The sequence below is a fragment of the Nonomuraea sp. NPDC048882 genome, from assembly GCF_040649755.1.
GTDB lineage: Bacteria > Actinomycetota > Actinomycetes > Streptosporangiales > Streptosporangiaceae > Nonomuraea > Nonomuraea maheshkhaliensis.
On the sequence record NZ_JBEZGB010000007.1, the window covers coordinates 340,967 to 365,770 of the forward strand.

General features: G+C 70.6%; 24 protein-coding genes and 1 riboswitch. Of the genes, 14 read left to right on the forward strand and 10 right to left on the reverse strand.

Going from position 1 to position 24,804, the window contains the following annotated elements; all coding sequences use genetic code 11:
* Positions 1–234: 234 nt before the first annotated feature.
* From AB0C27_RS26445 to AB0C27_RS26470, 6 genes are all read left to right on the forward strand, one after another.
* Complete coding sequence (locus tag AB0C27_RS26445; RefSeq protein WP_106249293.1) at positions 235–495, forward strand: Asp23/Gls24 family envelope stress response protein; 261 nt, start codon at positions 235–237, stop codon at positions 493–495.
* A complete protein-coding gene (locus AB0C27_RS26450; protein ID WP_357848466.1) occupies positions 492–680 on the forward strand; it encodes a hypothetical protein in 189 nt (62 codons plus the stop codon). Before AB0C27_RS26445 ends, AB0C27_RS26450 begins: the two co-directional genes overlap by 4 nt.
* Positions 681–850: 170 nt before the next feature.
* Positions 851–1,195, forward strand: a complete 345-nt coding sequence (locus AB0C27_RS26455; RefSeq protein WP_357848468.1) for an Asp23/Gls24 family envelope stress response protein — start codon at positions 851–853, stop codon at positions 1,193–1,195.
* Entirely contained in the window at positions 1,192–2,127 is a 936-nt protein-coding gene (locus AB0C27_RS26460) for a DUF6286 domain-containing protein (protein WP_357848470.1), read from the forward strand. Before AB0C27_RS26455 ends, AB0C27_RS26460 begins: the two co-directional genes overlap by 4 nt.
* Positions 2,128–2,236: 109 nt before the next feature.
* Complete coding sequence (locus tag AB0C27_RS26465) at positions 2,237–2,824, forward strand: hypothetical protein (protein ID WP_357848472.1); 588 nt, start codon at positions 2,237–2,239, stop codon at positions 2,822–2,824.
* Between the two features lie 16 nt (positions 2,825–2,840).
* Positions 2,841–3,227 carry an antibiotic biosynthesis monooxygenase gene (locus AB0C27_RS26470; protein ID WP_357848474.1) on the forward strand — a complete coding sequence of 129 codons (387 nt, stop codon included), beginning with the start codon at positions 2,841–2,843 and terminating at the stop codon, positions 3,225–3,227.
* Between the two features lie 72 nt (positions 3,228–3,299).
* Here AB0C27_RS26470 and AB0C27_RS26475 read toward each other — a convergent pair whose 3' ends face one another.
* Complete coding sequence (locus AB0C27_RS26475; RefSeq protein ID WP_357848476.1) at positions 3,300–3,896, reverse strand: HD domain-containing protein; 597 nt, start codon at positions 3,894–3,896, stop codon at positions 3,300–3,302.
* A 110-nt stretch (positions 3,897–4,006) separates the two neighbouring features.
* Between AB0C27_RS26475 and AB0C27_RS26480 the strand changes: the two genes are divergently transcribed.
* The gene (locus AB0C27_RS26480; RefSeq protein WP_357848478.1) at positions 4,007–5,641 is read left to right on the forward strand and encodes a heparinase II/III family protein; all 1,635 of its coding nucleotides are present in this window, start codon (positions 4,007–4,009) and stop codon (positions 5,639–5,641) included.
* A gap of 36 nt (positions 5,642–5,677) precedes the next feature.
* Here the strand turns inward: AB0C27_RS26480 and cimA are convergent, their stop codons facing one another.
* Positions 5,678–7,255, reverse strand: a complete 1,578-nt coding sequence (gene cimA, locus AB0C27_RS26485; protein WP_357848480.1) for a citramalate synthase — start codon at positions 7,253–7,255, stop codon at positions 5,678–5,680.
* A 256-nt stretch (positions 7,256–7,511) separates the two neighbouring features.
* A complete protein-coding gene (locus AB0C27_RS26490; RefSeq protein WP_357848482.1) occupies positions 7,512–8,156 on the reverse strand; it encodes a thioredoxin domain-containing protein in 645 nt (214 codons plus the stop codon).
* Between the two features lie 207 nt (positions 8,157–8,363).
* On the opposite strand from AB0C27_RS26490, the gene AB0C27_RS26495 reads away from it, so the two are divergent.
* The gene (locus tag AB0C27_RS26495; RefSeq protein WP_357848484.1) at positions 8,364–8,903 is read left to right on the forward strand and encodes a Uma2 family endonuclease; all 540 of its coding nucleotides are present in this window, start codon (positions 8,364–8,366) and stop codon (positions 8,901–8,903) included.
* A 64-nt stretch (positions 8,904–8,967) separates the two neighbouring features.
* Here AB0C27_RS26495 and AB0C27_RS26500 read toward each other — a convergent pair whose 3' ends face one another.
* Together AB0C27_RS26500 and AB0C27_RS26505 are read right to left on the reverse strand one after the other, a co-directional pair.
* Positions 8,968–10,065, reverse strand: coding sequence for a branched-chain amino acid aminotransferase (locus tag AB0C27_RS26500; protein ID WP_357848486.1), 1,098 nt, complete (start codon positions 10,063–10,065; stop codon positions 8,968–8,970).
* Positions 10,066–10,355: 290 nt separating this feature from the next.
* Complete coding sequence (locus AB0C27_RS26505; protein ID WP_357848488.1) at positions 10,356–11,402, reverse strand: 3-isopropylmalate dehydrogenase; 1,047 nt, start codon at positions 11,400–11,402, stop codon at positions 10,356–10,358.
* 98 nt (positions 11,403–11,500) lie between these two features.
* Positions 11,501–11,647: riboswitch (cyclic di-AMP (ydaO/yuaA leader) on the forward strand.
* A gap of 53 nt (positions 11,648–11,700) precedes the next feature.
* Here AB0C27_RS26505 and AB0C27_RS26510 point away from each other — a divergent pair.
* Entirely contained in the window at positions 11,701–12,237 is a 537-nt protein-coding gene (locus AB0C27_RS26510; RefSeq protein ID WP_357848491.1) for a C40 family peptidase, read from the forward strand.
* Positions 12,238–12,381: 144 nt separating this feature from the next.
* Positions 12,382–13,197, forward strand: a complete 816-nt coding sequence (locus tag AB0C27_RS26515; RefSeq protein WP_357848493.1) for a class I SAM-dependent methyltransferase — start codon at positions 12,382–12,384, stop codon at positions 13,195–13,197.
* A 532-nt stretch (positions 13,198–13,729) separates the two neighbouring features.
* Here AB0C27_RS26515 and serA read toward each other — a convergent pair.
* Positions 13,730–15,319: a phosphoglycerate dehydrogenase gene (gene serA, locus AB0C27_RS26520; RefSeq protein ID WP_357848495.1), complete on the reverse strand. Its 1,590-nt coding sequence runs from the start codon at positions 15,317–15,319 to the stop codon at positions 13,730–13,732.
* A 335-nt stretch (positions 15,320–15,654) separates the two neighbouring features.
* Between serA and AB0C27_RS26525 the strand changes: the two genes are divergently transcribed.
* Together AB0C27_RS26525 and AB0C27_RS26530 are read left to right on the forward strand one after the other, a co-directional pair.
* On the forward strand, positions 15,655–16,416 hold the full coding sequence (locus tag AB0C27_RS26525) for a hypothetical protein (protein WP_346114031.1): 762 nt from the start codon (positions 15,655–15,657) through the stop codon (positions 16,414–16,416).
* Positions 16,417–16,492: 76 nt separating this feature from the next.
* Positions 16,493–17,854 (forward strand): MFS transporter, encoded by a 1,362-nt coding sequence (locus AB0C27_RS26530; protein ID WP_357848497.1) that lies wholly within the window; start codon positions 16,493–16,495, stop codon positions 17,852–17,854.
* Here the strand turns inward: AB0C27_RS26530 and AB0C27_RS26535 are convergent.
* From AB0C27_RS26535 to AB0C27_RS26545, 3 genes are read right to left on the reverse strand one after another with little or no spacing between them, the layout of a single operon-like run.
* Positions 17,814–20,345: an FtsX-like permease family protein gene (locus tag AB0C27_RS26535; RefSeq protein WP_357848499.1), complete on the reverse strand. Its 2,532-nt coding sequence runs from the start codon at positions 20,343–20,345 to the stop codon at positions 17,814–17,816. The genes AB0C27_RS26530 and AB0C27_RS26535 overlap by 41 nt on opposite strands.
* A complete protein-coding gene (locus tag AB0C27_RS26540; protein ID WP_357848501.1) occupies positions 20,342–21,022 on the reverse strand; it encodes an ABC transporter ATP-binding protein in 681 nt (226 codons plus the stop codon). Before AB0C27_RS26540 ends, AB0C27_RS26535 begins: the two co-directional genes overlap by 4 nt.
* Entirely contained in the window at positions 21,019–21,525 is a 507-nt protein-coding gene (locus tag AB0C27_RS26545) for a helix-turn-helix transcriptional regulator (protein WP_357848503.1), read from the reverse strand. Before AB0C27_RS26545 ends, AB0C27_RS26540 begins: the two co-directional genes overlap by 4 nt.
* A gap of 88 nt (positions 21,526–21,613) precedes the next feature.
* Here AB0C27_RS26545 and AB0C27_RS26550 point away from each other — a divergent pair, with 88 nt between their 5' ends.
* Complete coding sequence (locus AB0C27_RS26550) at positions 21,614–22,162, forward strand: DUF1707 and FHA domain-containing protein (RefSeq protein ID WP_346114026.1); 549 nt, start codon at positions 21,614–21,616, stop codon at positions 22,160–22,162.
* A 181-nt stretch (positions 22,163–22,343) separates the two neighbouring features.
* Positions 22,344–23,888, forward strand: a complete 1,545-nt coding sequence (dacB, locus tag AB0C27_RS26555) for a D-alanyl-D-alanine carboxypeptidase/D-alanyl-D-alanine-endopeptidase (RefSeq protein WP_357848506.1) — start codon at positions 22,344–22,346, stop codon at positions 23,886–23,888.
* An 82-nt stretch (positions 23,889–23,970) separates the two neighbouring features.
* Here the strand turns inward: dacB and AB0C27_RS26560 are convergent, their stop codons facing one another.
* On the reverse strand, positions 23,971–24,738 hold the full coding sequence (locus AB0C27_RS26560) for a class I SAM-dependent methyltransferase (RefSeq protein ID WP_357848508.1): 768 nt from the start codon (positions 24,736–24,738) through the stop codon (positions 23,971–23,973).
* Positions 24,739–24,804: the final 66 nt, after the last annotated feature.

A 24,804-nucleotide genomic window follows, 5' to 3' on the forward strand; every position in this document is an offset into this window, starting at 1 on the left:
CCCAGCGACCCACCTACTCCGGCCGCCCCGCCCGTCCAAGGCGGGCCGGTCGCCTCAGGCGGGCCGGCAAGCCCGGTCGGCCCGGGACGCCCGGTCGACCCCGGTGGACCGGTCGACCCCGGTGGACCGGTCGACCCCGGTGGACCGGTCGACCCCGGTGGACCGGTCGACGTCGGTGGACCGGTTGACGTCGGTGGGGCGGTTGACGTCGGTGGGGCGTCGTCCGAGGTGCGGATGATCGCGGAGCGGGTGCGGAAGTGTGCCGGGGTGGCGGGGTTGTCCGGGGGGCCGTTCGGGACGGTGGCCACGTACCTGCCGAACGAGCGGTTCGTCGGCGTGTCGGTGGACGGGCGGGCGGTGGAGATCGCGATCGTCGCCACTTTGGCCAGGCCCCTGCCCGAGACCGCCGACGAGGTGCGGCGAGCCGTGGCCGACCTGGCCGGGGACCGTCCGGTGAACGTGCGCGTCGAGGACATCATCGTGGAGGGACCATGAACAACATCCAGTGGATGCCGGTGATCGGCATGGCCGTGGGCATCATTCTCGGCCTGGTCGGGGCGTTCGGAGGACTGGGCGCGTTCCTGCTCGTCCTCGTGCTCGGAGCGGTCGGCTTCGTGGTCGGCCGGATCGCCGAGACCGGCGAGGTGAACCTGTCCGGCCTGTCCTTGAGACGGAAATGACCGGCATCGCCCCAGACCCCACCCCGGGCGCGACACCAAGCATGGGTCCGGGCACCGCCTCAGACACGGCATCGGACATGGGTCCGGGTGCCGCTTCAAGCACGGCATCGGACATGAGTCCGGGTGCCGCTTCAGGGGCAGGTCAGGGTGCTGTACCGGATGTTGTGGCGGTGCCGGCGCAGCGTGCCGCTCCCCTGCCATCTCCCGAGCGACGCGGCCGTACGGAGATCTCGGACCGGGCGATCACCAAGATCGCGTGCGGCGCGGCCATGGAGGTGCCCGAGGTACGGGACGCGCGCCCGCGCGGGCTCCCGTGGACGCGGACGTCGGGCGGTGCGGTGCACGGAAACCAGGCGGCGCTGCGGCTGAACGTGAGCGTGGGCTACCCGTCACCGCTGCACGCGGTGGCGAGGCGGCTCAGGGAGCACGTGACCCGGCGCGTCGCGGCCCACACCGGGCTTGACGTCACCCGCCTGGACATCACCATGACCGACCTGGACGGCGACCAGCCATGACCCCACGAATCCCAGACCACGACCCACGCCGGGACCCGCCCACCGAGCCGTACCCCGAACAGCGCCCTGAGCAGCGCCCCGAACAACAGGGGGACCCGGGCGCGGCCGAGCATGACCTGTGGACGGACGGGCAGGGCGCGGGGGCGGACGAGCCGGGTGACGGCGGCGCGCCCGAGATGTGCCTCATCCCGGATTCGGCCGGCGACAAACCCAGGGGTGCATACCGTGCGCCCGACGACCCGTCCGGCGCGCACGAAACGCGGGACGAGCCGCCGAGTGCGTACGGCGCGCAGGGCGAGTCTTCGGGTGCGTTCGGGGCGCGGGGCGAGCCTTCCGGTGCCTATCGTGCGCCGGTAGGTGCAAAGCAGTCCAAGGCGGCCGACCGAGCGGCGGTGCGGGCGTTTCGGCCGCAGCGCCGGGTTCCCGCCGTCGTGGTCGCACTCCTGCTCACCCTGCTGGGCCTGCTCGTCGCCGTCGAGACGTTGTCGGGGCTGTTCGGCCGGCCGTTGCGGTGGATCCCGTACGAGGGCATGCGGGCCTGGGCGGCCTCGACCCTGTGGTCGAACCCGCTGGTCCTGCTCGCCTCGGCGGTCGTGACGCTGCTCGGGCTGGCGTTGCTGATCACGGCGGTGGTGCCGGGGCGGCCGAGCATGGTGCCCGTACGCAGCGGCGATCCTGACGTGATCATCGGCCTGCGTCCCAAGAGCGTCACCCGCGCCCTGGCGCACGCGGCCGAGCAGGTGCCCGGCGTGCACTCCGCCCGGGCCGTCCGGCACGGGCACACCTTCGAGGTGCGGCCGACCACGTACGGGCGGGACACCGGCGAGTTCGGCCAAGAGGTGCGCGGCGCCGTGCTGACCAGGCTGGCCGCGCTGGACCTCGTGGAGCCGTACGGCGTGACGGTGCACGTGAAGGAGCGCCGGCGCAGGTGATTCGGGAGGAACGACAGGACGCGGAGTGAGCGGCAGGAACGGCGAGGGCAGGTGAGCGGCGGGAAGCAGGGCGAGCGCGGGTGATCCGGAACGGACGACAGGGGGCGTGGTGAACAGGAAGACGGGGCGGGGGAATCGGCTGGGGCTGGCTCTGGTCGGGTTGGTGCTGGTCGTGCTGGGAGGATCGGCGCTGGCCAGGGGGCTGGGCGCGTTCTCGCGGGACTGGGCGGCGGCCGACACGCCGGTCGTGGACGGCAACGTGGTGGGCTTCTTCGCCCGCAACAGCCCGTGGATCTGGTGGCTGGTGGCCCTGGCGGCACTGGTCGTGGCGGTGCTCGGGCTGCGCTGGCTGCTCGTGCAGGGGCGCAGGGACGCGCGCGGGAGGCTGCGCGTCGAGAGCGGCCCGTCCGGGGTAACGGAGGTGTCGGCGGGCGGCATGGAGCGGGCGGTGGCGGCGGACGTGGCGACGAGCCCCGCCGTCCTGAGCGCCGACGCGAACGTACGGTGCCCGCGCGGCCATCCCGAGGTACGCCTGCGCCTGGTCGCCGACGAGTCGGTGCCCATGGGCGAGCTGACGGAGCATCTGACCACGGTGGCGCTGCCGCACATGCGGGAGGCGCTGGACCGGGATCAGGTGCCGGCGCTGGCCCGCGTTAGCCTGGAGCCCGCACCTTCGCCGCACCGGATCGTGCGCTGACGAGAGGGGTTCTCTGTTGTCCGTAGTGAAGATCAACGTGCTGACCGTGCCCGCCGAGATGCGCGCGGAGCTGGAGAAGCGCTTCGCCAGCCGCGCGGGGATGGTGGAGTCGGCGGACGGGTTCGAGTGGTTCGAGCTGCTGCGGCCGGTCGAGGGCACCGAGCGCTACCTCGTCTACACGCGCTGGCGCAGCGAGGAGGACTTCCAGAAGTGGCAGCAGGGCGAGGCGTTCCGGCGCGGTCACGCCCAGGCGGCCCAGGCGGCCGAGGCGTCAGGAAACCAGGGGCCCGGAAACCAGGGACAGGGTCATGGCCACGGGCATGGTCACGGTCAGGGGCCGGCGGCGTCGGGCTCGGAGCTGTGGAGCTTCGAGGTCGCCGAGAGCACCGGCCCCAAGGCGTAGCCGCTCAGTCGTCGAGCGGGCCCGCGCCGGAGGATCCGTTCATCGGCCGGGCAGGCCGCGCGGAACCCACGTTCAGCCGTCGAGCGGGTTGCGCAGGATGCGGTCCACGATGCCGTCGCGCACGAACCCGGCCGCGAAGCTGGCCGGCTTGCGCGCGCCCTGATCGGCCACGCACACGCTGAACTCCTTGGCGATCTCCAGCCGCGGGTAGCGTTCGAGCACCTCCCGCCGCACCTCGGCGGGGATCTCGTCGGTGCGGCGGCCCGAGATGTCCATGCCGGTGGACAGTTCGAGCAGGTGCCCCTCGGGGTCCTCCGCAACGGGCACCTCGGCCCACATGTGCTTGACGATCACCTCGTACGCGCGTGACCTGCGCTCGGGCGACCAGCCGGCCCCGGCGCAGAAGGCCCAGGCCACGTGCCCGCCGGCCTCCTCGTACGGCACGGCGTTGCTGTCGAACTCCGGCACCAGCCCGATGTCGTGCAGCATGGACGAGACGTAGAGCAGCTCGGCGTCGAACGCGATGCCCTGATCCTGCGCGTACGCCGCCGCCCACAGGTAGGCCCGGATCGAATGGTTGAGCAGCGATGGCGTGTGGTAGCCGGTGGCCACTTCGAGCGCGCCACGGCAGGCGGGCGTGTCGGGGATCACCAGGTCGTCGAATCTCACAGGTACCAGCATGCATCGGGCGGCTAACGAATCGGGCACTCGACTTGACCTCTTGATCAAAATTCCGAAAGCATGTCCCGCCCTCATCGTTTTGTCCGGAAGGAACTGGCGTGCGCCGGCTCGCGATCCCCCTCGCCCTCATGCTCTCGGTCGGAGCTCTGGGCACCCCGGCTCAGGCCACCGACAAGGTGACCCGCACCGCCGAGTGCCAGGGCGACTGGCTGCCCGGCACGCCGACGGCGAACGATGTCATGAAGGGCGAGATCTCGCTGGTGGGGCTGCCCGCGTACAAGCTGGGCAAGGACATCAAGTGGGCCGCGAGCCCGTTCAGGAACCGGTCGTGGGAGTTCGTGTTCCAGTCGCTGCGCTGGATGGGCACGCTCGTCGTCGAGTACGAGAACACCGGCGAGCGCCAATACCTCGACCGCGCCACCGACATCGCCAAGGACTGGGTGGCGAGCAACAAGTACGGCGCCAAGGGCACCCCGTCGTACGTCTGGAAGGACCACCCGGTCTCGCTGCGCACGCAGCCGCTGCTCTGCCTGAGCAGGCACGTGAACGCGGGCTGGCTGAAGGAGAGCCTGGCCACGCACGCGAAGCTCCTGTCGAACCCGAGGCTCTACAAGAAGGGCCACAACCACGGCATCGACCAGGACATCGCGCTCATGGGCATCGGCTGCAGGTACGGCAGGAAGGACTGGGCGAACCTGGCCTCGCGCCGCCTCACGGGCACGGTCAAGCTGGACGTGGACGCGCAGGGCGCGCTGATGGAGCAGGCGCCCCGCTACGCCGTCTACGTCTACGGCCGGCTCCAGGTCGCCATGACGAACATGAAGGCGTGCGGCCGCAAGGTGCCCGGTGAGATCGCCAGGCGGGCGGAGGCGCTGAAGGACTTCATCGCCCACTCGACCATGCCGAACGGCTACATGGTGCCCATCGGCGACGGCAGCGCCGAGACCGAGCCGAAGATGGAGACGGGCACGCCGAAGCAGAAGGTCAGGACCTACCGGGCCGGATACGTGTTCGGCCGGACCAAGTGGGGCGAGCCGGACTCGGCGTACTACTCGATCAGGTACGGCCCCGGGATGAAGTTCCACGGCCACGAGGACCACCTGGGCGTGACGTACTACGCGCAGGGGCGCGACATCCTGATGGACGGCGGGTTCCACTCCTACGAGAAGAGCTCCTACCGCTACTGGACGCTCTCGCCCGAGGCGCACAACGTGCCGACCGTCGTGGGGGCGAAGTTCCGGCCGCGCACGGCCAGCAAGCTGATCAAGTCGTCGTACGGGGACGACCGGCAGGCGTTCAAGCTCACCGACCGGGCGTACGGGGTGAGCCGCACCCGTTCGGTGCTGGTCAACCATGGCGAGGACCTGATGGCGGTGCTGGACACCGCCTCCGGCGGCAAGAAGGTCAGCAGCATCTGGCGCTTCGCCCCGTCGTTCAAGGTCGTCTCGAACGGCGGCGGCAAGGTCGTCCTGGCCGACGGGAAGTTCAAGGTCACGCTGCTGCAGTACTCGGCGTCGTGCGGCAGGACCGGCGGGCAGAAGGTGCAGCGGGGCGGCAAGCTGGGCTGGGTGTCGCCGACGTATCTGTCCAAGCAGCCGGCCAGCGTGGTGAAGTCCCCGGCGGCGAAGTCGCTGCTGACGATCATCGTGCCGGGGACGGACTCGCCCAAGGTGTCCTGCTCGGGCGGCAAGGTCAAGGTGGACGGCGTCTCCTTCTCCACCAAGCTGCTCTGACGAGCGGTGACCGGCCGCCGCCTACGTGAAGGTCGCCTACGTGAGGTCGCGGCCGGCGCGCAGCAGGCCGTAGGTGACGGCCTGCTCCAGGGCCTGCCAGGAGGCGTCGATGATGTTCTCGGCGACGCCGACCGTGGCCCATTCGCTCTTGTCGTCGCTGGAGGTGATGAGCACCCGGGTGACGGCGTCCGTGCCGTGGGTGCCCTCCAGTATGCGGACCTTGTAGTCGACCAGCTCCAGCTTGGCCAGCTCGGGGTAGAGCTGCTCAAGCGCCTGGCGTACGGCCTTGTCGAGGGCGTTGACGGGGCCGTTGCCCTCGCCGGTGGCGACGATGCGCTCGCCCTTGGCATGCAGCTTGACCGTGGCCTCGCTGACCAGCTCGCCGCCCTTGGTGCGCTCGACGATGACCCGCCAGGACTCGACGTCGAAGTGGCGCTTGCGCTCGCCCTGGACGGTGTCGCGCAGCAGCAGCTCGAACGAGGCGTCGGCGGCCTCGAACGTGAAGCCCTTGGCCTCCAGGTCCTTGACCCGCTCGACCAGTGACTTGGTGTGCTCGGGGGTCAGCTCGTAGCCCAGCTCGCGGCCCTTGAGCTCGACCGAGGCCCGCCCGGCCATGTCGGAGACGAGCATGCGCATGTCGTTGCCCACCTGCGCCGGATCGATGTGCTGGTAGAGGTTGGGGTCGACCTTGATGGCGCTGGCGTGCAGCCCGGCCTTGTGGGCGAAGGCGGAGGTGCCGACGTAGGGGGCGTGGGAGTTGGGGGTGACGTTGGTCAGCTCGGTGATCGCGTGGGCGATGCGGGTCATGTCGGCGAGCGACTCTTCGGGTACGAGGTCGTACCCCCGCTTGAGCTGCAGGTTGGCCACGACCGTGAAGAGGTTGGCGTTGCCCGAGCGCTCGCCGTAGCCGTTGGCGCACCCCTGCACGTGGGTGGCTCCGGCCCTGACGGCGGCCAGGGTGTTGGCCACGGCGCAGCCGGTGTCGTCGTGGCAGTGGATGCCGACGCGGGCGCCGGCGCGGACGGCGTCCTGGACGATCTCGGCCAGCTCGTCGGGGAGCATGCCGCCGTTGGTGTCGCACAGGGCTATGACGTCGGCCCCCGCCTCGGCGGCGGTGCGCAGGACCTCCAGCGCGTAGGCTGGATTGGACTTGTAGCCGTCGAAGAAGTGCTCGGCGTCGAGGAAGACTCGCTGTCCCTCCGCACGAAGGTGAGAGACCGTGTCGCGGATCATCGCGAGGTTCTCCTGGAGAGTCGTGCGGAGGGCCAGCTCCACGTGCCGGTCGTGACTCTTGGCGACAAGGGTCACGACCGGCGCGCCGGATTCGCGCAACGCGGCAACCAGAGGGTCGTCGGCTGCCTTCATACCTGCCCGGCGGGTCGCGCCGAACGCGGCGAGTTGCGCGTGCTTCAGGTCGAGCTCTGTTTGAGCGCGCCTGAAGAACTCTGTGTCCTTGGGGTTGGCGCCCGGCCAGCCCCCTTCGATGAAGCCGACGCCCAGGCCGTCCAGATGCCGCGCCACGGCGAGCTTGTCGGCGACCGTGAGGGTGAGCCCCTCCTGCTGTGCGCCGTCTCGCAGTGTCGTGTCGTATACGTGGAAGCGGTCGTCGGCCATGAGGTGTCTCTTCTCTGCGGAAGCTTCGGAGTCTTCGGGAAAACAAAAAGACCCCTCACGGACGTGAGAGGTCTGCGCGCCGGCGGTGTCCTTCGTCAGCCGGCGCGCCTGCCGATAATGAGCAGACCGTAGAACATGGTGCCGTCCAGTCTGCCACATGGATTCACCATCTGGCACACCGGTCTCACCCCATGGACACTGCCGGTGCGCACGGGCGTGTTATTCCAGGTCACCTCAGGTCCGGGCACAAGCCTGGTCACACCTGGACGCCGATGCCTCCGGTGATGAGCTTCTCCAGAGCGGCCGGGTCGAACGCCTCGTTGCCCAGCAACTGGCCGTCGAGGACCACGGTCGGCGTGCCCTCCAGCGGGATCTTGGCCGTCTCCGCCACGTGCACCTCGGCGTACGACTGCGACGTCACGCACGAGTCCACCGACGCGCCCGCCTTCCGCGCGGCCGCGGCCAGGTCGGCTACGGCGAACCCGGACGCCTGGCCGTGCGGCGCGGGCTGCATGGCGTAGAGCGCGTCCCTGAAGGCCAGCCAGTTCGGCTCGGGCACGCAGCGGGCGGCCGCGGCGGCGCGGATGGAGTTGGAGCGCATGGGCTCGTCACGGAAGATCGTCACGGTGTGGAAGACGACCTTCACCTTCCCCTCCCTGGCCAGCCGCTGAATCGTCGTGTCTACTTTGGCGTGCATGTCCTTGCAGACGGGACAGTCGAAGTCCTCGTACACGTCGAGCACGGGGGCCTTGCTCCCCAGGTCGGCCAGGACCATCGAGCCGTCCGCCTGCCTGGTCAGGGTCACGCCGTCGGACGACTCGCCCGGCTCGGAGAACGCCAGCACCCCGAGCACGGCGATCGCCAGTCCCGCCACCGCGACCGCCAACAACCGCTTCATCATCAGCCCACTCTCACCTCGTCGATCGCGCGAACCCTACCGGAAGCGGAAACAACGCCCGCATAAGGCATGCCCGCCCGGCGGGATCGTGCGGGACCTTTGCCGGGCCCATACCTGTCCGACATCGGCGGGCGACGATCACACCCTGTTGTCACACACCCGTCCGGCCGTACGCTCGATCACCCCCGACGCAGGTGAAGGACGGAAGGCATGGCCGGGCCACTCGAAGAGCGATTTCGCAGCGTGCGCGATCTGCTTCCTGAATATCGGGTGGAGACGGCGCGCGGCCGGATCGTGGTGAACGAATCCGGGACATGGCAGCACAATACGCTCGTCTTCCAGATGGTGTGCCGGCTGATCGGCCCGGCGGTCGAGCGGGGCTGGGAGATCTGGCCGAACATCACCGTCTATCTGGGCAGGAACGCCGACCGCTACGTGCCCGACCTGGCCGTGGTGCCCCGCCGCCCGCGCATGCGAATGGAACACGCGGTGTACGGGGACGCGACCGTGCTGCTCGTCGACATCGTCACCGCCGGCAGCGTCTACGAGGATTATCACGTCAAGCCGGGCGAATACGCGCAGGGCGGGGTGCCGCTTTATCTGCTGGTCGATCCGCTGCAGTGCACGGTGAAACTCTTCGGCCGGCCTGAGGGCGGGAAATACGGGACGGAAATTCTGGTGGCGGGCGCCGAACCGCTCATTCTTCCGGCGCCCTGGGAATTCGCCGTGGAAACCGGGGAACTCTGGTGACCGGATTCCCCGGGGCGCGTCGGCCCCGGGGGCCCGGGGCCGCGTGGTCCCGGGGAGTTCCAGATCAGACGATCTTGTGGATCCAGTTGTGGGCGTCGGGGCGGGCGCCGTACTGGATGCCCACCAGCTCCTCGCGCACCCGCATGGTCACCGGGCCGGGCGTGCCGTCGGCGATGGTCCAGGAGCGGTCGGCGCCCTTGACCGTGCCCACCGGCGTGACCACAGCGGCCGTGCCGCACGCGAACACCTCCGTGAGCTCGCCCGACGCGCACGCGGCCTGCCACTCGTCCACGGTGATGAGCCGCTCCTCGGTCTCCAGCCCGAGGTCCCCGGCCAGCTCCAGGATCGAGTCCCTGGTGATGCCGGGCAGCAGGGTGCCGGTGAGCGCGGGGGTGACGAGCTTGCCACCGAAGACGAAGAACAGGTTCATCCCGCCCATCTCCTCCACGTAGCGGTGCTCGTGGGCGTCCAGCCAGACCACCTGGTCACAGCCGTTCTCCACCGCCTGCCGCTGTGCGACGAAGGCCGCGGCGTAGTTGCCGCCGCACTTGGCGAAGCCGGTGCCGCCGGGGGCGGCCCTGGTGTACTCGGTGGACAGCCAGACGGAGACGGGCTTGAGGCCGCCGGTGAAGTACGAAGCCGCCGGCGAGGCGATGACCATGTACTTGTAGGTCTTCGACGGGTAGTTGACGCCCAGCCCCGCCTGCGTGGCGATCATGAAGGGGCGCAGGTAGAGGCTGTGGCCCTCGGTGGTGGGCACCCACTCCTTGTCGGTCTGGACGAGGAGCTCCAGCGAGTCGACGAAGGTCTCCTCGGGCAGTTCCGGCATGGCCATGCGCGCGGCCGAGCGGTTGAAGCGGGCGGCGTTCGCGTAGGGGCGGAAGGTCACGATCGACCCGCTGAGCTGGCGATACGCCTTGAGGCCCTCGAACAGCTCCTGCGCGTAGTGGAAGACCGAGGTGGCGGGGTCGAGCTGCAGCGGCCCGTACGGCAGCAGCCGGGCGTCGTGCCAGCCCTGGCCCTCGGTGTAGTCGATCGAGATCATGTGATCCGTGAAGGTCTGCCCGAAACCGGGGTCCGCCAGTACCTGCTCCCGCTCGGCCGCGGTGCGAGCGTGGTCGGATAGCTGCACGTCGAAGCTGAGCTTCTGAGCGATGGTCATGACGGCGGTCCTTCTCTCTGCGGTCTACCGAAAATCTACCGAAATCTACCGAAAGTTACCGGATCTGCGGGATCTGCCCGCCGGCTGCGGGCCCGCTGCGATGAGCGGCCATGCCCGTAAGGGCAGTCCGTACTTCCTATTGTCTCGCCATATGGGATAGCAAGGGGCCAAAGGGGTGGTTAGTCCTTTTGGCCGCTGGATTCGCCTGCGCGGTCGCCGGAACCCGCACACGAAAAAGCGCCCGGCAGCCCTCCTCGGACCGCCAGGCGCTTGATCGGGGCTAGGCGGTCCTAGCCGGATACTCGCGCGGTGATGTCGTCGCCGATCTCGTGGGTGGTGCGACCGGCCCAGCCGGCCAGGCGCTCGACGATGTCGTCGGCGACCGCCTGCTCGACCTTGGCCGCCTCGGCGCGCAGGCCGAGATGGTCGAGGAGCATGGCGACGGACAGGATGGTCGCGGTGGGGTCGGCCTTGCCCTGGCCGGCGATGTCGGGCGCGCTGCCGTGGACCGGCTCGAACATGCTGGGCGCGGTCCGCTCGGGGTTGATGTTGCCGCTGGCCGCCAGGCCGATGCCGCCGGCGATGGCCGCGCCGAGGTCGGTGATGATGTCGCCGAACAGGTTGTCGGTGACGATCACGTCGAAGCGCTCGGGCTGGGTGACGAAGAACATCGAGGCCGCGTCGATGTGGCTGTAGTCGGTGGTGACCTCGGGGTATTCCTCGGCCACGCGGTTGACCGTGCGCTGCCACAGGTCTCCGGCGTAGGACAGCACATTCGTCTTGTGGACGAGCGTGAGCTTCTTGCGCGGCCGCGACTTGGCCTGCTCGAACGCGTAACGCACCACGCGCTCGACGCCGTGGGCGGTGTTGAGCGACTCCTGGGTGGCGATCTCGTGGGGCGTGCCCCGCCGCATGGCCCCGCCGGTGCCGGCATAGAGGCCCTCGGTGCCCTCGCGGACGACGATCATGTCGATGTCCTCGGTGGGCGTGTCGGCCAGCGGCGTCTCCACGCCGGGGAACAGCTTGACCGGTCGCAGGTTGACGTAGTGGTCGAAGGTGAACCGCAGGCGCAGCAGCAGGTCGCGCTCCAGGATGCCGGGCGGCACGCTGGGGTCGCCGATGGCGCCGAGCAGGATCGCGTCGAAGCCGCGCAGCTCCTCCAGCACCGAGTCGGGCAGCGTCTCGCCCGTGCGGTGGTAGCGTGCGGCCCCCAGCTCGTAGTGGGTGGGCTCGATCTTCGTACCCACGGCCTCCAGGACCTTGAGTCCTTCGGCGACGACCTCGGTGCCGATGCCATCCCCGGGGATGACGGCCAAGCGGATGTTACGCGACTCCATGGGCTGTACCTTACCGGCTCGTCTCGTCTGACGAACACACCATCTCAAGGTCCGGACGTCCGATTTGGGGGGTTTACGACCTCTTGACCCATTCGCTAAAGTCCATCGGGCCTAATCCACACAACCGCTGTGTGGAGCCGGGGACCCATTTCTCCCCCAGGGGCGAATCGGCGCCCAGCGCGCCGTAGGGCTGTCTTCCAGGCCCGAGCCCGTCAGCTAACCCGGCCGGCCCCATGGAAGGACAAGTGCTCTGTCTCGCATCGCCATCGTCCTGGCGGCCGCGGCCGCCGGACTCACCTTGGCCACCCCAGCAGCCCAGGCAGCCACCCCCGACGACGACACCACCACCCTGACCGGCGCCGAGATCAGGCGCATCCAGGAGAAGCAACTCCCCGTTCCCGCCTGGAAGATCGCCATCAGATACGCCATGGACAAACGCGGCACCCCGTACGTCTGGGGCGGAGCGAGCAGGCAGGGCTACGACTGCTCGGGGCTGATGCTCCGGGCCTACGAGGCGGCCGGGATCGAACTCCCGCGCACCGCCGCGCAACAGTTCGGCGCGTTCTCCAGGAAGATCTCCTGGGACCACCTCAAGCCCGGTGACCTGGTCTTCTTCAGCGGGCTCGGTCACGTGGGCATGATCTCCAAACCCGGCTACATGGTCCACTCGCCGCACACGGGCGACGTGGTGAAGGAGGAGAAGTTCTCCGACTGGCGCAGGCAGGCGTTCGTCGGAGCGGTCCGGCCGGATCGCGCGGGCGTACGCGAGTGGAAGCAGGTGCTCGAACACCGCGAGGAGACCGGCCCCACCCCGCTCACCGCCTCCGTGGAGTGAGCCGCACGAGATAGACGGCGAGTGGGCGGCGGCCGCGCGGGGCCGCCGCCCACCCGCACCCGCCCGGCGCGCGGCCGCAGAGAGCGCGGAGCCGCCGTCCGCCCCACCCGCCGTGCGCCGCGCGCGCGGACGTAGCGTGAAGGCATGTCACCCGAGAAGGTGCACCTGACGGAGGAGAAGGCCACCCTCCTCGCCACGCTCTACGGCAGGGCGCTCGACGCCCGATCCCCCCGCCCGATCCTCGGCGACCGCATGGCCGCGGAGACGCTCGACCGGATCGAGCACGGTTTCGGCAGAATGGGCATGACCCCGGGCAGTGCCGCCGCGGTCGCGCTCAGGGCACGTTTCCTGGACAGGTGGGCCGCCGGGTTCCTCGACGCCCACCCCAAGGCCACGGTGCTGCACCTGGGCTGCGGGCTCGACACGCGTGTACACCGGCTCGATCCGCCGGACTCCGTCCGCTGGTACGACGTGGACTATCCCGAGGTGGTGGAGCTGCGCCGGCGGCTGTTCCCCGAACGCCGGGCCTACGCCACGGTCGGCACGTCGGTGACCGACCTGGCCTGGCTGGAGCGGGTCCCCGCCGACGCCCCCGCGCTGGTCGTGGCCGAGGGCCTGCTCTACTACCTGGACCCGGACGGCGGCCGGGCGCTGCTGCGGGCCATCGTGGAGCGGTTCCCCAGTGGCCTGTTCGTCTTCGACGCGCTGAGCTCGTTCGGGCTGCGGCTGCAACGGCTGAACAGGCCGGTGCGGAAGGCCGGGGCCACGATGCACTGGGGCATCGACGGCCCCGCCGAGCTGACGGCGATCCATCCGGGCCTGCGCTGCCTGTCGGCGGTGAGCGCGTTCGACATCGACGGGTTCGACCTGCTGTCGGTCACCCACCGCGTCGTGGCCCGGATCGCCTCACTGGTGCCGGGGATGCGGCGGACCGCGGTGTTCTACCGGCTGGAGTTCTGAAAGGCGCCGCCATCTAGCTGCGCTCCAGCCGCGCTCTAGCCGGGTTCTAGCCCTGTTCTACTGCCCGGAGCTCTGCGGAGCGCCGCCGTTGTCGCGCCGGTCCAGTGCCATCTGCACGGCCTCGACCGCCTCGTCCTCGTGGTCGTCGGCACGGTTCCAGGCATACATCTCGTACATGTCACTCATCTCATTTCGCGGACGTCGTTCGACTGGGAAGCCGGACTCCGGTCGGGAATCCGACCGGGCCTGATCGCGTGGTCCGGGTCACGGACCGGACGGAGGGACTTGACGGCCGACGCACACGCCGCACACCGCGACGGGTCGTCGACCTGCCCTAACAGGCCCCGCCGCGGCAGGTAATAAGTACGAGAACCTGGCGCATCACCGACAACAGTACCTGAGCATTCTGCTCGGATGTCCTACTATCTCGCATGGTGAGACGCGAAGGGCCGCCCCGTGGAACGGAACGGCCCTTTTCCGCTGATATCAGAAGAGACGCAGGTGTGTCAGTCCGCTGTGTCAGTCCGCTGTGTCAGTCCTCCAGGTCCACCGAACGGCCGCTCTCGGCCCCGATCTCGGCGCCGATCTGCTCGACGACCTCGGCCGGGATGGCGGAGTCGACGGTCAGCGCGATGAGCGCCTTGCCGCCCTTGACGTCACGGGCCACCTGCATCGAGGCGATGTTGATGCCGTGCTCGCCGAGGAGGCGGCCCACCACGCCGACGATGCCGGGGCGGTCGGCGTAGGTGAGGAAGCAGAGGTGGGCCGTCGGCTCGATCTCCATCTCGTAGCCGTTGACCTCGACGATCTTGGTGATCTGCCGGGGGCCGGACAGCGTGCCGGAGACCGAGACCGTGCGGCCGTCGGCCAGCACACCGCGCACGGTCACCACGTTGCGCCAGTCGGGGCTCTCGGCGCTGGTCACCAGCTCGACGGCGATGCCGCGGTCCTTGGCCAGCAGCGGCGCGTTGACGTAGGTGACCTGCTCCTCGACCACGTCGGCGAAGACGCCCTTGAGCGCGGCCAGCTCGATCACCCGCACGTCCTGGGCGGCGATCTCGCCGCGCACCTCGATGTCGAGCTTGGTGGCCACCTCGCCCGCGAGCGCGGTGAAGACCCGGCCGAGCTTCTCGGCCAGCGGCAGGCCCGGCTTGACGTCCTCGGCCACGGCGCCGCCCTGGACGTTGACGGCGTCGGGCACGAACTCGCCCGCGAGCGCCAGCTTCACGCTGCGCGCGACCTGGGTGCCGGCCTTCTCCTGGGCCTCGTGGGTGGAGGCGCCCAGGTGCGGCGTGACGACGACCTGGTCCAGCTCGAACAGCGGGCTGTCGGTGCACGGCTCCTTGGAGAACACGTCCAGGCCGGCTCCCGCGACCCGGCCCTCCTTGATCGCCGAGTAGAGCGCGGCCTCGTCCACGATGCCGCCGCGGGCGACGTTGATGATGCGCACATTCGGCTTGACCTTGTGCAGCGCCTCGTCGCCGATGATTCCCAGGGTCTCCTTGGTCTTCGGCAGGTGCACCGTGATGAAGTCGGCCTGCTTGAACACCTCGTCGAGGCTCACCAGCTTGACGCCGAGCTGCGCGGCGCGGGCCGGCGGCAGGTAGGGGTCGTAGGCGATGATCTCGACGCCGAACGGCTGCAGCCGCTGCGCCACCAGCTGGCCGATCTTGCCGAAGCCGAGGATGCCGACGACCTTCTCGTCCAGCTCGACACCGGTGTACTTGGACCGCTTCCACTCCCCGTTCTTCAGCGCGGCGTGCGCCTGGGCCGTGTTGCGGGCGCTGGCCAGGACGAGGGCGACGGTCTGCTCGGCGGCGCTGGTGATGTTGGAGGTCGGCGCGTTGACGACCATGACACCGGCCTTGGTCGCCGCCTCGACGTCGACGTTGTCGAGACCGACGCCGGCGCGGGCGACCACCCGCAGCTTGGGCGCCGCGGCGATGGCCTCGGCGTCGACCTGCGTGGCGGAGCGGACGATCAGCGCGTCCACGTCGGCGAGGGCGGGCAGGAACTGGGACCGGTCGGCGCCGTCGGTGTGGCGGACCTCGAAATCCGCACCGAGTACGGCGAGGCCAGCCTCGGACAGCTCCTCTGCGACCAGAACGACGGGCTTGTTCACAGGTGTGGATCCTTTTGGTCACGGCGGCTTGGGAGGGTTCACGTCCATGGATCCCCCCGGCGGTCCCACAGAGTCTAACCGTCGCTTGTGAACGCGTTCACGAGGGACCCACCATGTGAGACGGGGACCGGCGTACCCACCGCGCGGCAAACTCATCCACTCTGGATGCATCTTTGTCTTGATCGGGAGATTTATTGGCCATTAGCCTGATAAGCCGTGGCCGACTACCTATGGTTCGTCATATGAGCATCGGGAATCCTGCGCTTGCCGACGTGCTCGCCCAGCATGGCGCTCCGCATCGCCTGCTGGGCGCTCTTGCCGACGGTGGAGTCCTGGTGGCAGTGCGACCAGATCGTTCCGTCGTCCTGGGGACGACGCAGGCGGGCGACCGAGTGCTGCTCGGATACACCAGCCCCGCTACCTATGCCAGGCACCGCGGCAGCCATTCCCTCTCGGCGTGCGATGCCGACACCATCCTGGACATCCAGCGCGTCACCGGCGTGCGCGAGATCGTCATCGACGCGGCCGGTCCAGCCGCCGCGGCCGTGCCCATCGACGATCTCCAGCGCTTCATCACCACGACGCGCACGGGACCGACGCCCGTCCTGTCGGGGGCCGTGCCGGCCGCCTACGCGACGGGCGCCATGGCCACCGTGTCGCGCGGTGCCGCGCTGGCCCAGGTGGCCCCGCCGACGCCGCACGCCCCCACGCTGCCCTGGGTGCCCGCGCCCAGGCCGCACCTGTCGGGGCCGATGCAGCAGGTGGACCCGGGATACCGGCGGTGCACGCATCCGATCCTGCCCGCGCTGCGGAAGGCGATCGGGTACCTGCTCATGGACTTCCCGCTGGTGCACCACGTCTGGATCTCCGAGGCCCGCACGGCGTCCGGGGCGCCGGGGATCATGCTGCATGTGAAGGTGCACATGTCGGCGGCCGAGGACGTCGTACGCGACCTGCACCGCCTGGTACGCGCCCGGCTGCCGCAGTTCGCCGCCTCCGGCGCGCCGATCCTCATGGCCAGGGTGGCCGACTCGCGCAGCGAGCAGCGGATGATCGAGATCGGCGCGCACGTGGTCTGCGCCAACGTCTCGGACTGAACCTGCCGTCCTGAACGGGCGGGCCCGCGAAAAGTGGGCCCTCCCGAACAAGGCCTCGCTCGGCTTCAATGAGGGAATGATCACACCGGCGACCGGCACGGCCACCGTTCCGAAGGGCGTGCGCCTCGGTTACGGGGTGGGCTCGTTCTGCACCGCCACGGTCAACGCCGTGCCGGGCCTGCTGCTGCTGTTCTACATGACCAACTTCCTGGCCGTGCCCGCATGGCTGGCCGGCGTGGTCGTCACCGCGCCCAAAATCTGGGACCTGATCATCAACCCGCTGGTCGGACGCTGGTCCGACCGGACCACCTCGCGCTGGGGGCCGCGCCGGCCGTGGCTGCTGGCCGGGGCGTGCACGCTGCCGGTCGCGTTCTTCCTGGTCTTCGCCGGGCCGCCGCTGACCGGGGTGCCGGCCGCGCTGTACGTCGGGCTCTGCTTCCTGGCCACGGCGACCGCGTACGCGCTGTTCGAGGTGCCGTACAAGGCGATGCCCGGCGAGATGACGCACGACTACCACGAGCGCACGTCGCTGCTGCAGTGGCGGATGGTGTTCATCGGCGCGGCCACCGCCATCAGCGGCGTGCTGGCCCCGGCCATCGCCCACAGCGAGGGCACGGACGGCACGCTGAACAGCTACCGGCTGATGGCGCTGACGATCGCGATCGTGCTGTTCGCGGCCATGCTCGGCTCCTTCTTCGGCACCGCCCGCGCCCCCATGACCGGCGCCCCGGAAGGGGATCGGGGCACGTGGCGGGAGCAGTTCGCCGCGATCAAGGGCAATTCGGCGTTCTTGTGGCTGACCGTGCTGGCCTGCGTCCAGATGCTGGCGGTCAGCATGATGCTGGCGGCGGCGCCGTACTTCGCCACGTACACGCTGGGCTCGTCGGCGGCCACGCAGACACTCTTCGCCGTGCTGGTGGGGCCGATCCTGCTGACGATGCCGCTCTGGGTGCGGGTGGCCAAGCGCCTGGACAAGCGCGGCGCGATGGTGGTGGCGGCGCTGCTGTTCGGGGCCGGCACGACGGCCGCCATGGCGACGCCGCTGTTCGGCCCGATCTGGGCGCACGTCACGATCCTGGTGGTGGGCATCGGGTACGCGGGCGTGCAGCTCATGCAGTTCTCCATGCTCGCCGACGTGATCGCGGTGGACGCGGCCAAGACGGGCAAGCGGCGGGCCGGCGTGCTGACCGGGCTGTGGACGGCCATCGAGAGCGGGTTCAGCTCGTTCGGCGCGCTGATCTTCGGGGTGATCCTGTCGATCAGCGGCTTTGTCGAGTCCCAGCCGAGCAAGCCGGTCGAGCAGCCGGACAGCGCGGTGACCGCGGTCCTCATCGGGCAGACCACGGTCCCCGCGCTGATCATCTTCGCGTCGGTGCTGATAACGCTGAAGTACCGCCTCACGCCACCCGTCGCGCCGGAGCCGGCCGCGTCCGAGTGAACGCCCCGGCGATCAGCGCCGCCAGCAGGGGCAGCCCCAGCACGAGCGCGGCCAGGAACGGCCACGGCAGGGCGAGGTCGCCGGACCCGCGCACCATCCGCATGCCCCGCGTCACGGCCGTGGCGGTCACCAGGCCCGCCACCAGGCCCGTGACCGCGCCCAGCCCCGCGATGTAACCGGCCTGGGCCGCCACCACCAGCCTGCGGGTCAGGGGACGGCCGCCGACGGCCGACAGGGTGTCGAGATCGCGGCGCATGTCCGCCGCGGCCAGCCCCGTGGCCGCGAACGTGCCGCCGAGCACCAGGATCACGGCCGCGGCCAGCAGCGCCCCGAGCATGAGGGCGTACTCTTCGTCGCTGCCGTCCTCGACGACGACGACATACGCGCCGATCGTCAGCTCCTGCAGCTCCGGCCCCAGACGATCCGGCACGGGCCGGAGCAGCGTGGCGTACAGCCTCCGCTCGACGGTCTCGAACCCGGCCTGCTTCAGCGCCGACGCGGGGATCACGGCGCCGCCCTGGCCGGCCTGGGCGCCCTCGGCGGGCACCGCCGGGACGCGGATCCGGACCTCGTCGGCGTCCTCTCCTCCCACGACGCCCACGTCTATGGCGCCGTCGCTGATCAGCCGGGAGTCGAACACCACCGCCCGGCCGGCCGCCAGCGCGGCCTCGGCCGACGGGTCCCGCCGCCCCTGGAGGAGGGCGAGCAGCCGGGCGTCGCCGGTGATCGGGAAGTCGAGCGGAGATCCGTAGGAGGTGGGGGAGGTCGCATCCGCCGGTGAGCGCACGGAGATCGCCAGCTCCCGTCCCTGGTCGTCCACCGCCGCGAGCGCGGGGACGAAGGTCGCCGCCGGCAACCGCGCGCGCATGGCGGCGCGCACCTCCGACCAGCCGTGATCGTCGACGTTCTCACCGTGGACGATCAGGGTGCCTTCGGGCGCCGTGAGCCTGAACTGCTCGCGGCGCTCGACGTACGCCGAGTTGTACGCGATGCCGACCGTGACCGCCCCCATCGTGGCCGCCATGACGGCCGCCACCGCCGAGGCCGTACGGCCGCGATGGCGGGCGCCGTCACGGATCGACAGCCGGGCCGGCAGCGGCAGCCGGGCGGCGAGCCGTCCGGTGCGGCCCACGAGCCACGGCGTCAGCGCGATCAGCCCGAAGAGCGTCACCGTGGCCGAGGCCACCACGCCGAGGTCGTCCCTCGACGCGACGGTGAACATCAGGGCCACGCCCAGCAGCACCAGCACGAGCCCGAGCACCGGAACGCCCGCACGCTCACGCGCCTTCGCCGCGCGCCCGGCGAGCACCTGGGCCGGGCTCTGCCGCGCCGCGCCGACGGCCGGGGCCACGGCCGCCACCAGGGCGCTGACCAGGCCGAGCGCGGCCACACCGAGCACCTGCCACCACGGAATGTCCGATGACCCGCTGGTCCAGTCGAGCTGCCTGGCCACGACCGACACCACGGCCAGGCCCGTGCCGGCGCCCAGGCCGGCGCCGATCAGGGCCGCGGCGCCGCCCAGGAGCAGGCCGTCGGCCAGCACGATCGTGCGCAGGTGACGCGGCGAGCCGCCCTGCGCGGCGACGGTGGCCAGCTCCCTGGCGCGCCGGCGCAGCCCGACGGCGAACGCGGGCCCGGCCAGCAGCACCGTCTGCGTGACGACGAGCAGGACGGCGATGGCCAGCCACAACCGCTGGTCAGGGCAGATGGGAGCCGCGTCGAAGGCGTCCGCGCGCGGGCTCTCGACGACGGCGCGGGAGGCCACGCGCACTCCCGCCCGGTTCAGCCGTTTCACCTCCTCCCAGGTGACCGGGGCCGGGGTGTCCGCCAGCCAGCCGGGGCCGCGCCAGGTGCCGTCGGGCGGACGTACGGAGTCGTACAGGGCGACGACCTCGCTGATGCCCGGGCGGTTCGGGTGCTCGACGACGCCCACCACGCGCTTCGGCTCGCCGCTCCTGGCCACCTGGAGCGTGCCTCCGACGGTGACGCCCGCGTCGAGCAGCGCGGGCGTGACGGCGATCTCCTGTGGCGTCGCGGGATGGCGGCCCCGCACGAGCGGCCTGAGGCCGCTGCCGAGCGGGTCGCGCAGGTCGATCTCCAGCAGCTCCACCCGGCCGAAGCCCCCCGGCAGGCGGGCCCCGGTCGTGTACTGGTGGAAGGGCAGCAGCCGGCCGCCGGTCAGCGCGGTGATCTCGGCGGTGGTCCAGCCGGGCGGTCGCGCCCCCGTCTGCTGCTGGTCGCCGTACCTGCCGGCCGGGTCCTGGGTGACGAGGGTCCTGCGCAGGTGCGCGTAGACGGCGGCGTCGGCGACCGGGCCCAGCAGGGAGGGCAGCTCGTCGCGCGCGGACAGCTTCGTCGTCTGCGACAGCGTGAGCAGCCCCGTGATGAGCAGCACGGGCAGGCCGATCATTACCATGATCAGCGCGCTGCGGCCCTTGGCGCGGGCGGCGTCCCTGCGGGAGATGCGCAGCGCGGCGCGGAACGCGCTCACCTGGCGCTCTCCAGCCGCACGGCGTTCGCCTCGGCGATGCGGCCGTCACGCAGGTAGATCACCCGGTCCGCCCAGGCGGCGTAGCGGGGCTCGTGGGTGACGAGCAGCACCGCCGCGCCCTCATCGGCGCGCGTGCGCAGGAGCTGCAGGATCTCGTCGCCCATGGCCGTGTCGAGCGCGCCGGTCGGCTCGTCGGCCAGCAGCAGCCGGCGCTCGCCCGTCAGCGCCCTGGCGATGGCCACGCGCTGGCGCTGCCCGCCGGACAGCTCCTCGGGGAAGCGGCCCGCGACCTCCTCCGCGCCCACCTCGGCCAGCGCCTCCAGCGCCTCCGCGCGGGCCCGGCCCGTCCTGACGCCGTCGAGCTCTCTCGGCAACATCACGTTCTCGGCCGCCGTCAGCGACGGGATCAGGTTGAGGTCCTGGAAGACGTAGCCCACGCTGGTACGTCTCACAGCGGCCAGGTCCTTCACCCCCGCGAGGTCCCTGCCCTCGATCGTCACGCTGCCCGAGGTCGGCCGGTCGAGGCCGCCCGCCAGGTTGAGCAGCGTGGACTTGCCCGAGCCCGAGGGCCCCATGACCGCGACCAGCTCACCGGCCGTGACCTCCAGGCTCACCCCGCGCAGGGCGTGCACCGGGCCGTGCTCGCGGGTCACCTCCCGCAACTCCACCACAGTCATCGGTTCTTCTCCTTGGATACGGCCTCGCAGTGGTCCAGCCAGCGCTGCTCCGCCTCGGCCTTGAAGATCAACGAGTCGAGCACGAGCCGCTGGGCGAGCCCTTCGGCCGTTCGCTTGGCCTTCGTGAGCCGCTGCAGCGCGCGCATGGTGGCCACCCGCTGGGTCTGGACGACCTCGGCGACGTTCACACCGGAGGCCACGGCCATCGCGATCTTGATGGCCAGCTCGTCCCTGGGCCGGTCGGTCTGGGCGACGGGGGTGCCGAACCAGCGCTCCAGCTCCTCCCGGCCGGCCTCGGTGATCGTGTAGACCGCGCGGCCCTGGTCGTCCTCGCCGCCGGGCGCGACCAGCCCATCGCGCTCCAGGCGGGCGAGCGTCGTGTAGACCTGGCCGATGTTGAGGGGCCAGGCCGCCCCTGTGGACGCCTCGAACTCCACCCGTAGCTGGTAGCCGTAGCGTGCCCCGCCGTTCAGCAGCGCCAGCAGTCCGTGTCTGATCGACATGGATACCGAGTATGCATACGGAGTATGTCCATCGCAAGTGATCCGCGTATTCTGGACACGAAGCGAGGTTCAGGCCGATACTCGCTACATGAGCTCCACGCATCCGCCCTTTCGCGCCTCAGACGGAGAGCGTGACCGTGCGATCGACGAGCTCAGAGACCGCGCCGTGGAGGGCCGGATCTCCCACGACACCTTCGTGGGCCGGGTCGACCAGGCGCTGCGCGCGCAAAACCGGCGCGAGCTCGACGAACTCGTGGCCGACCTGCCACGGCGGCCCACGTTCCGGCAGCGGCTGACCGACGCCGTCGCCTCGGTGTCGGAGTTCACCACCCGGGTGCAGTCCGCGTGGCGGCGTCCGCGCCTGCCGCGCCTGGCTCTGCCCGACGACGACCGGCTGCGTTACGTGGTGGGCCGGGGGTCGGCCTGCGATCTCGTCCTGTCGGACCTGACCGTCTCCCGGGTCCACGCCGAACTGCGCCGGGAGGGCGACGGCGCGTGGCTGCTGGTCGATCTCGGCTCGCTCAACGGCACCCGGCTCAACGGGTGGCGGCTGATGGGGCCGGCGCGGGTGAAGTCGGGCGATGAGGTCTCGTTCGGCGACTGCGGCTTCATGGTCACCTCACACCAGCCGTCCTGACCGCCGCGCGAGCGGGCCTGGCCACCACACGAGCGGGCCTCGGCCGCCGGGAGGCGGCCTGGGCGCCGGATCGGTGCGCTGATCTCGGCGCTTGGTGCCGATAAATACGGATATTTGCGGATTACAGGGTGACTGTGGTGATCCATGCTTCCAGGCGATCCCCCAGTCACTTGGAGACCCCATGCGGCGCACCTCAGCATCCCTCGTCGCGGGCGCGCTCGTCGCGGCCCTCGCGTGGGCGTCAGGACCCTCCTCCCCCGCCGTGGCGCTCGACCCCTCCGTGGGCGCGGCGGACCTGACCCAGGACATCAACCAGATCCTCAGCGACTCCCGGCTCACCATCGCCAGAGCCGGCGTCGTCGTCAAGAGCGCTCAGACCGGCGAGGAGCTGTACGCCACCGACGCCGGCAAGCAGCTCATCCCGGCCTCCAACACCAAGCTGTTCACCTCGGCGGCGGCGGTGGAGACCCTCGGTCTCGACTACCGCTTCCCCACCACCGTGCTGAACACCGGCCGCAAGGCGGGCTCGGTGCTGGCCGGCGACCTGGTGCTGCGGGGCACCGGCGACCCGACCATGCTGGCCGAGGACTACGACGCGCTGGCCGCCGACGTCGCCAAGGCCGGCATCAAGGTCGTCACCGGCAAGCTGGTGGCCGACGACACCTGGTTCGACGACCGGCGCCTCGGCAACGACTGGGCCTGGGACGACGAGACCGCGTACTACGCGGCGCCGATCTCGGCGCTGACCGCCTCGCCCGACCGCGACTACGACGCCGGCTCGGTGATCGTGGCGGTGTCGGCCGAGAACGGCAAGGTCAAGGTGTCCACCACGCCCGCGACCGACTACCTGAAGATCGTGAACAAGGCCACGGCGGGCGCCGAGACCGACGTGCTCATCGAGCGGCAGCACGGCACGCGCACGGTGGTCGTCACCGGCACGGTCGCCGACCCCTACCAGGAGTGGGTGGCCGTGGACGACCCCACGGCGTACGCGACCTCGCTGTTCCGCAAGGCGCTGGGCAAGCACGGCGTCAAGGTGCTCGGCACGACCGAGTCCGGCGCGGCTCCGGCGAACGCGAAGAAGCTGGCCGAGCACCAGTCGATGACGCTGGGCGAGCTGCTGGTGCCGTTCATGAAGCTGAGCAACAACATCCACGCCGAGATCCTCACCAAGGCCATGGGCCGCAAGGTGTCCGGCCAGGGCACGTGGTCGGCCGGGCTCAAGGTCAGCACCGACTTCGCCAAGGCGAACGGCGTACAGGTGATCAACATGCGGGACGGCTCGGGGCTGTCGCGCCGCGACGGCTTCTCGCCGGGCTCGATCGTGCAGCTCCTGTCGGCCGTACGCGCCAAGCCGTGGTTCTCCACCTGGTACGAGTCCCTGCCCATCGCCGGCAACGCCGACCGGTTCACCGGCGGCACCCTGCGGAGCCGGATGCGCGGCACGCCGGCGGCGGACAACGTGCACGCCAAGACTGGTTCGCTGACCGGCGTCACCTCGCTGTCCGGCTACGTCACCAGCGCCGACGGCGAGCCGCTGATCTTCTCGATCATGCTCAACCAGTACCTGTCCGGCTCCCCGAAGGACATCGAGGACAAGATCGCCGTCCGGCTCGCCCAGTTCTCCAGGACGGCCGCCGCGGGCGAGACCGCGCAGCTGCGCGCCACGGACGCGGGCCAGGCGGGCGACCTGGAGTGCTCGTGGCTCAAGCCGGTCCAGTGCTGACGACAGTGCTGACGACCACGTGAGATCGTGCTTCAGCCGGTGGGAGCCGCCGGCTGAAGCACTCAGCCAGTACGGCCGGCCATCAGCCGGCTTCGAGCACGAAGAACAGGAAGCTCAGGAACCTGGTGCCGGTGCGCTCGCGGAACTCCTCGGGGAACAGCTCGCGGGCTTCCGGCGCGTACGGCGGCTCGCTGATGGCGCTGATGCGGAAGCCGGCCCCGGTGAAGGCCTCGGTCATCGCGTGCAGCGGCCGGTCCCAGAAGCTCATCGTCGCGCTCTGCCCGCCCATGGTCCACTCTTCGACCCGGTTGCGGACCTCGAAGTACTTCGGCCTCTTCTCCCCTGCCATGGCACTGAAGAGGGTCACCACGAAGGGATGGTCGACCGAGGCGAGCAGCCGGCCGCCCGGCCGCAGCACCCGGCGCAGCTCGGCCAGCGTCGGCCCCCAGTCCCGCAGATAGTGCAGCACCAGGGACGCGACGACGTCGTCGAACGCGTCGTCGGGGAAGGGCAGCGGGGCGGCCAGGTCGGCGACCCGCAGATCGGCGTCGGCGCCCAGCCGCTTTCTGGCCAGCTCCAGCATCCCGGCGCTCGCGTCGACGCCGGTCACGACGGCGCCTCGGTCGCGCAACTCGGCGAACAGCGGGCCCGCGCCGCAGCCGGCGTCGAGGATCCGCCGTCCGGCCACGTCGCCGGCCAGCTCCAGCATCGCGGGGCGCTCGTAGTACGCGTTGACGAGGCTGCGCTCGTTCTCGGTCGAGTAGCCCTCGGCAATCCCGTCGTAGTCGTTGAGCGGGGCGGGGTTCGCGGTCTCGATCTGATCTTCGGGCGTGGTAGGCATGCGGGCCATTCTGAACCAAGAACCCGATCATGAGCGCTGCCGGCGAGCCACGTGAGTTCACGGCCCCGACGCGCG

Excerpts from the sequence above, each read along its gene's own strand:
- AB0C27_RS26445 (WP_106249293.1), top strand. The coding sequence starts at position 235 with ATGATCGCGGAGCGGGTGCGGAAGTGTGCCGGGGTGGCGGGGTTGTCC.
- AB0C27_RS26450 (WP_357848466.1), top strand. The coding sequence starts at position 492 with ATGAACAACATCCAGTGGATGCCGGTGATCGGCATGGCCGTGGGCATC.
- AB0C27_RS26460 (WP_357848470.1), top strand. The coding sequence starts at position 1,192 with ATGACCCCACGAATCCCAGACCACGACCCACGCCGGGACCCGCCCACC.
- cimA (WP_357848480.1), bottom strand. The coding sequence starts at position 7,255 with ATGGCCGACGACCGCTTCCACGTATACGACACGACACTGCGAGACGGC.
- AB0C27_RS26490 (WP_357848482.1), bottom strand. The coding sequence starts at position 8,156 with ATGATGAAGCGGTTGTTGGCGGTCGCGGTGGCGGGACTGGCGATCGCC.
- AB0C27_RS26495 (WP_357848484.1), top strand. The coding sequence starts at position 8,364 with ATGGCCGGGCCACTCGAAGAGCGATTTCGCAGCGTGCGCGATCTGCTT.
- AB0C27_RS26500 (WP_357848486.1), bottom strand. The coding sequence starts at position 10,065 with ATGACCATCGCTCAGAAGCTCAGCTTCGACGTGCAGCTATCCGACCAC.
- AB0C27_RS26505 (WP_357848488.1), bottom strand. The coding sequence starts at position 11,402 with ATGGAGTCGCGTAACATCCGCTTGGCCGTCATCCCCGGGGATGGCATC.
- AB0C27_RS26515 (WP_357848493.1), top strand. The coding sequence starts at position 12,382 with ATGTCACCCGAGAAGGTGCACCTGACGGAGGAGAAGGCCACCCTCCTC.
- AB0C27_RS26530 (WP_357848497.1), top strand. The coding sequence starts at position 16,493 with ATGATCACACCGGCGACCGGCACGGCCACCGTTCCGAAGGGCGTGCGC.
- AB0C27_RS26540 (WP_357848501.1), bottom strand. The coding sequence starts at position 21,022 with ATGACTGTGGTGGAGTTGCGGGAGGTGACCCGCGAGCACGGCCCGGTG.
- AB0C27_RS26545 (WP_357848503.1), bottom strand. The coding sequence starts at position 21,525 with ATGTCGATCAGACACGGACTGCTGGCGCTGCTGAACGGCGGGGCACGC.
- AB0C27_RS26550 (WP_346114026.1), top strand. The coding sequence starts at position 21,614 with ATGAGCTCCACGCATCCGCCCTTTCGCGCCTCAGACGGAGAGCGTGAC.
- dacB (WP_357848506.1), top strand. The coding sequence starts at position 22,344 with ATGCGGCGCACCTCAGCATCCCTCGTCGCGGGCGCGCTCGTCGCGGCC.
- AB0C27_RS26560 (WP_357848508.1), bottom strand. The coding sequence starts at position 24,738 with ATGGCCCGCATGCCTACCACGCCCGAAGATCAGATCGAGACCGCGAAC.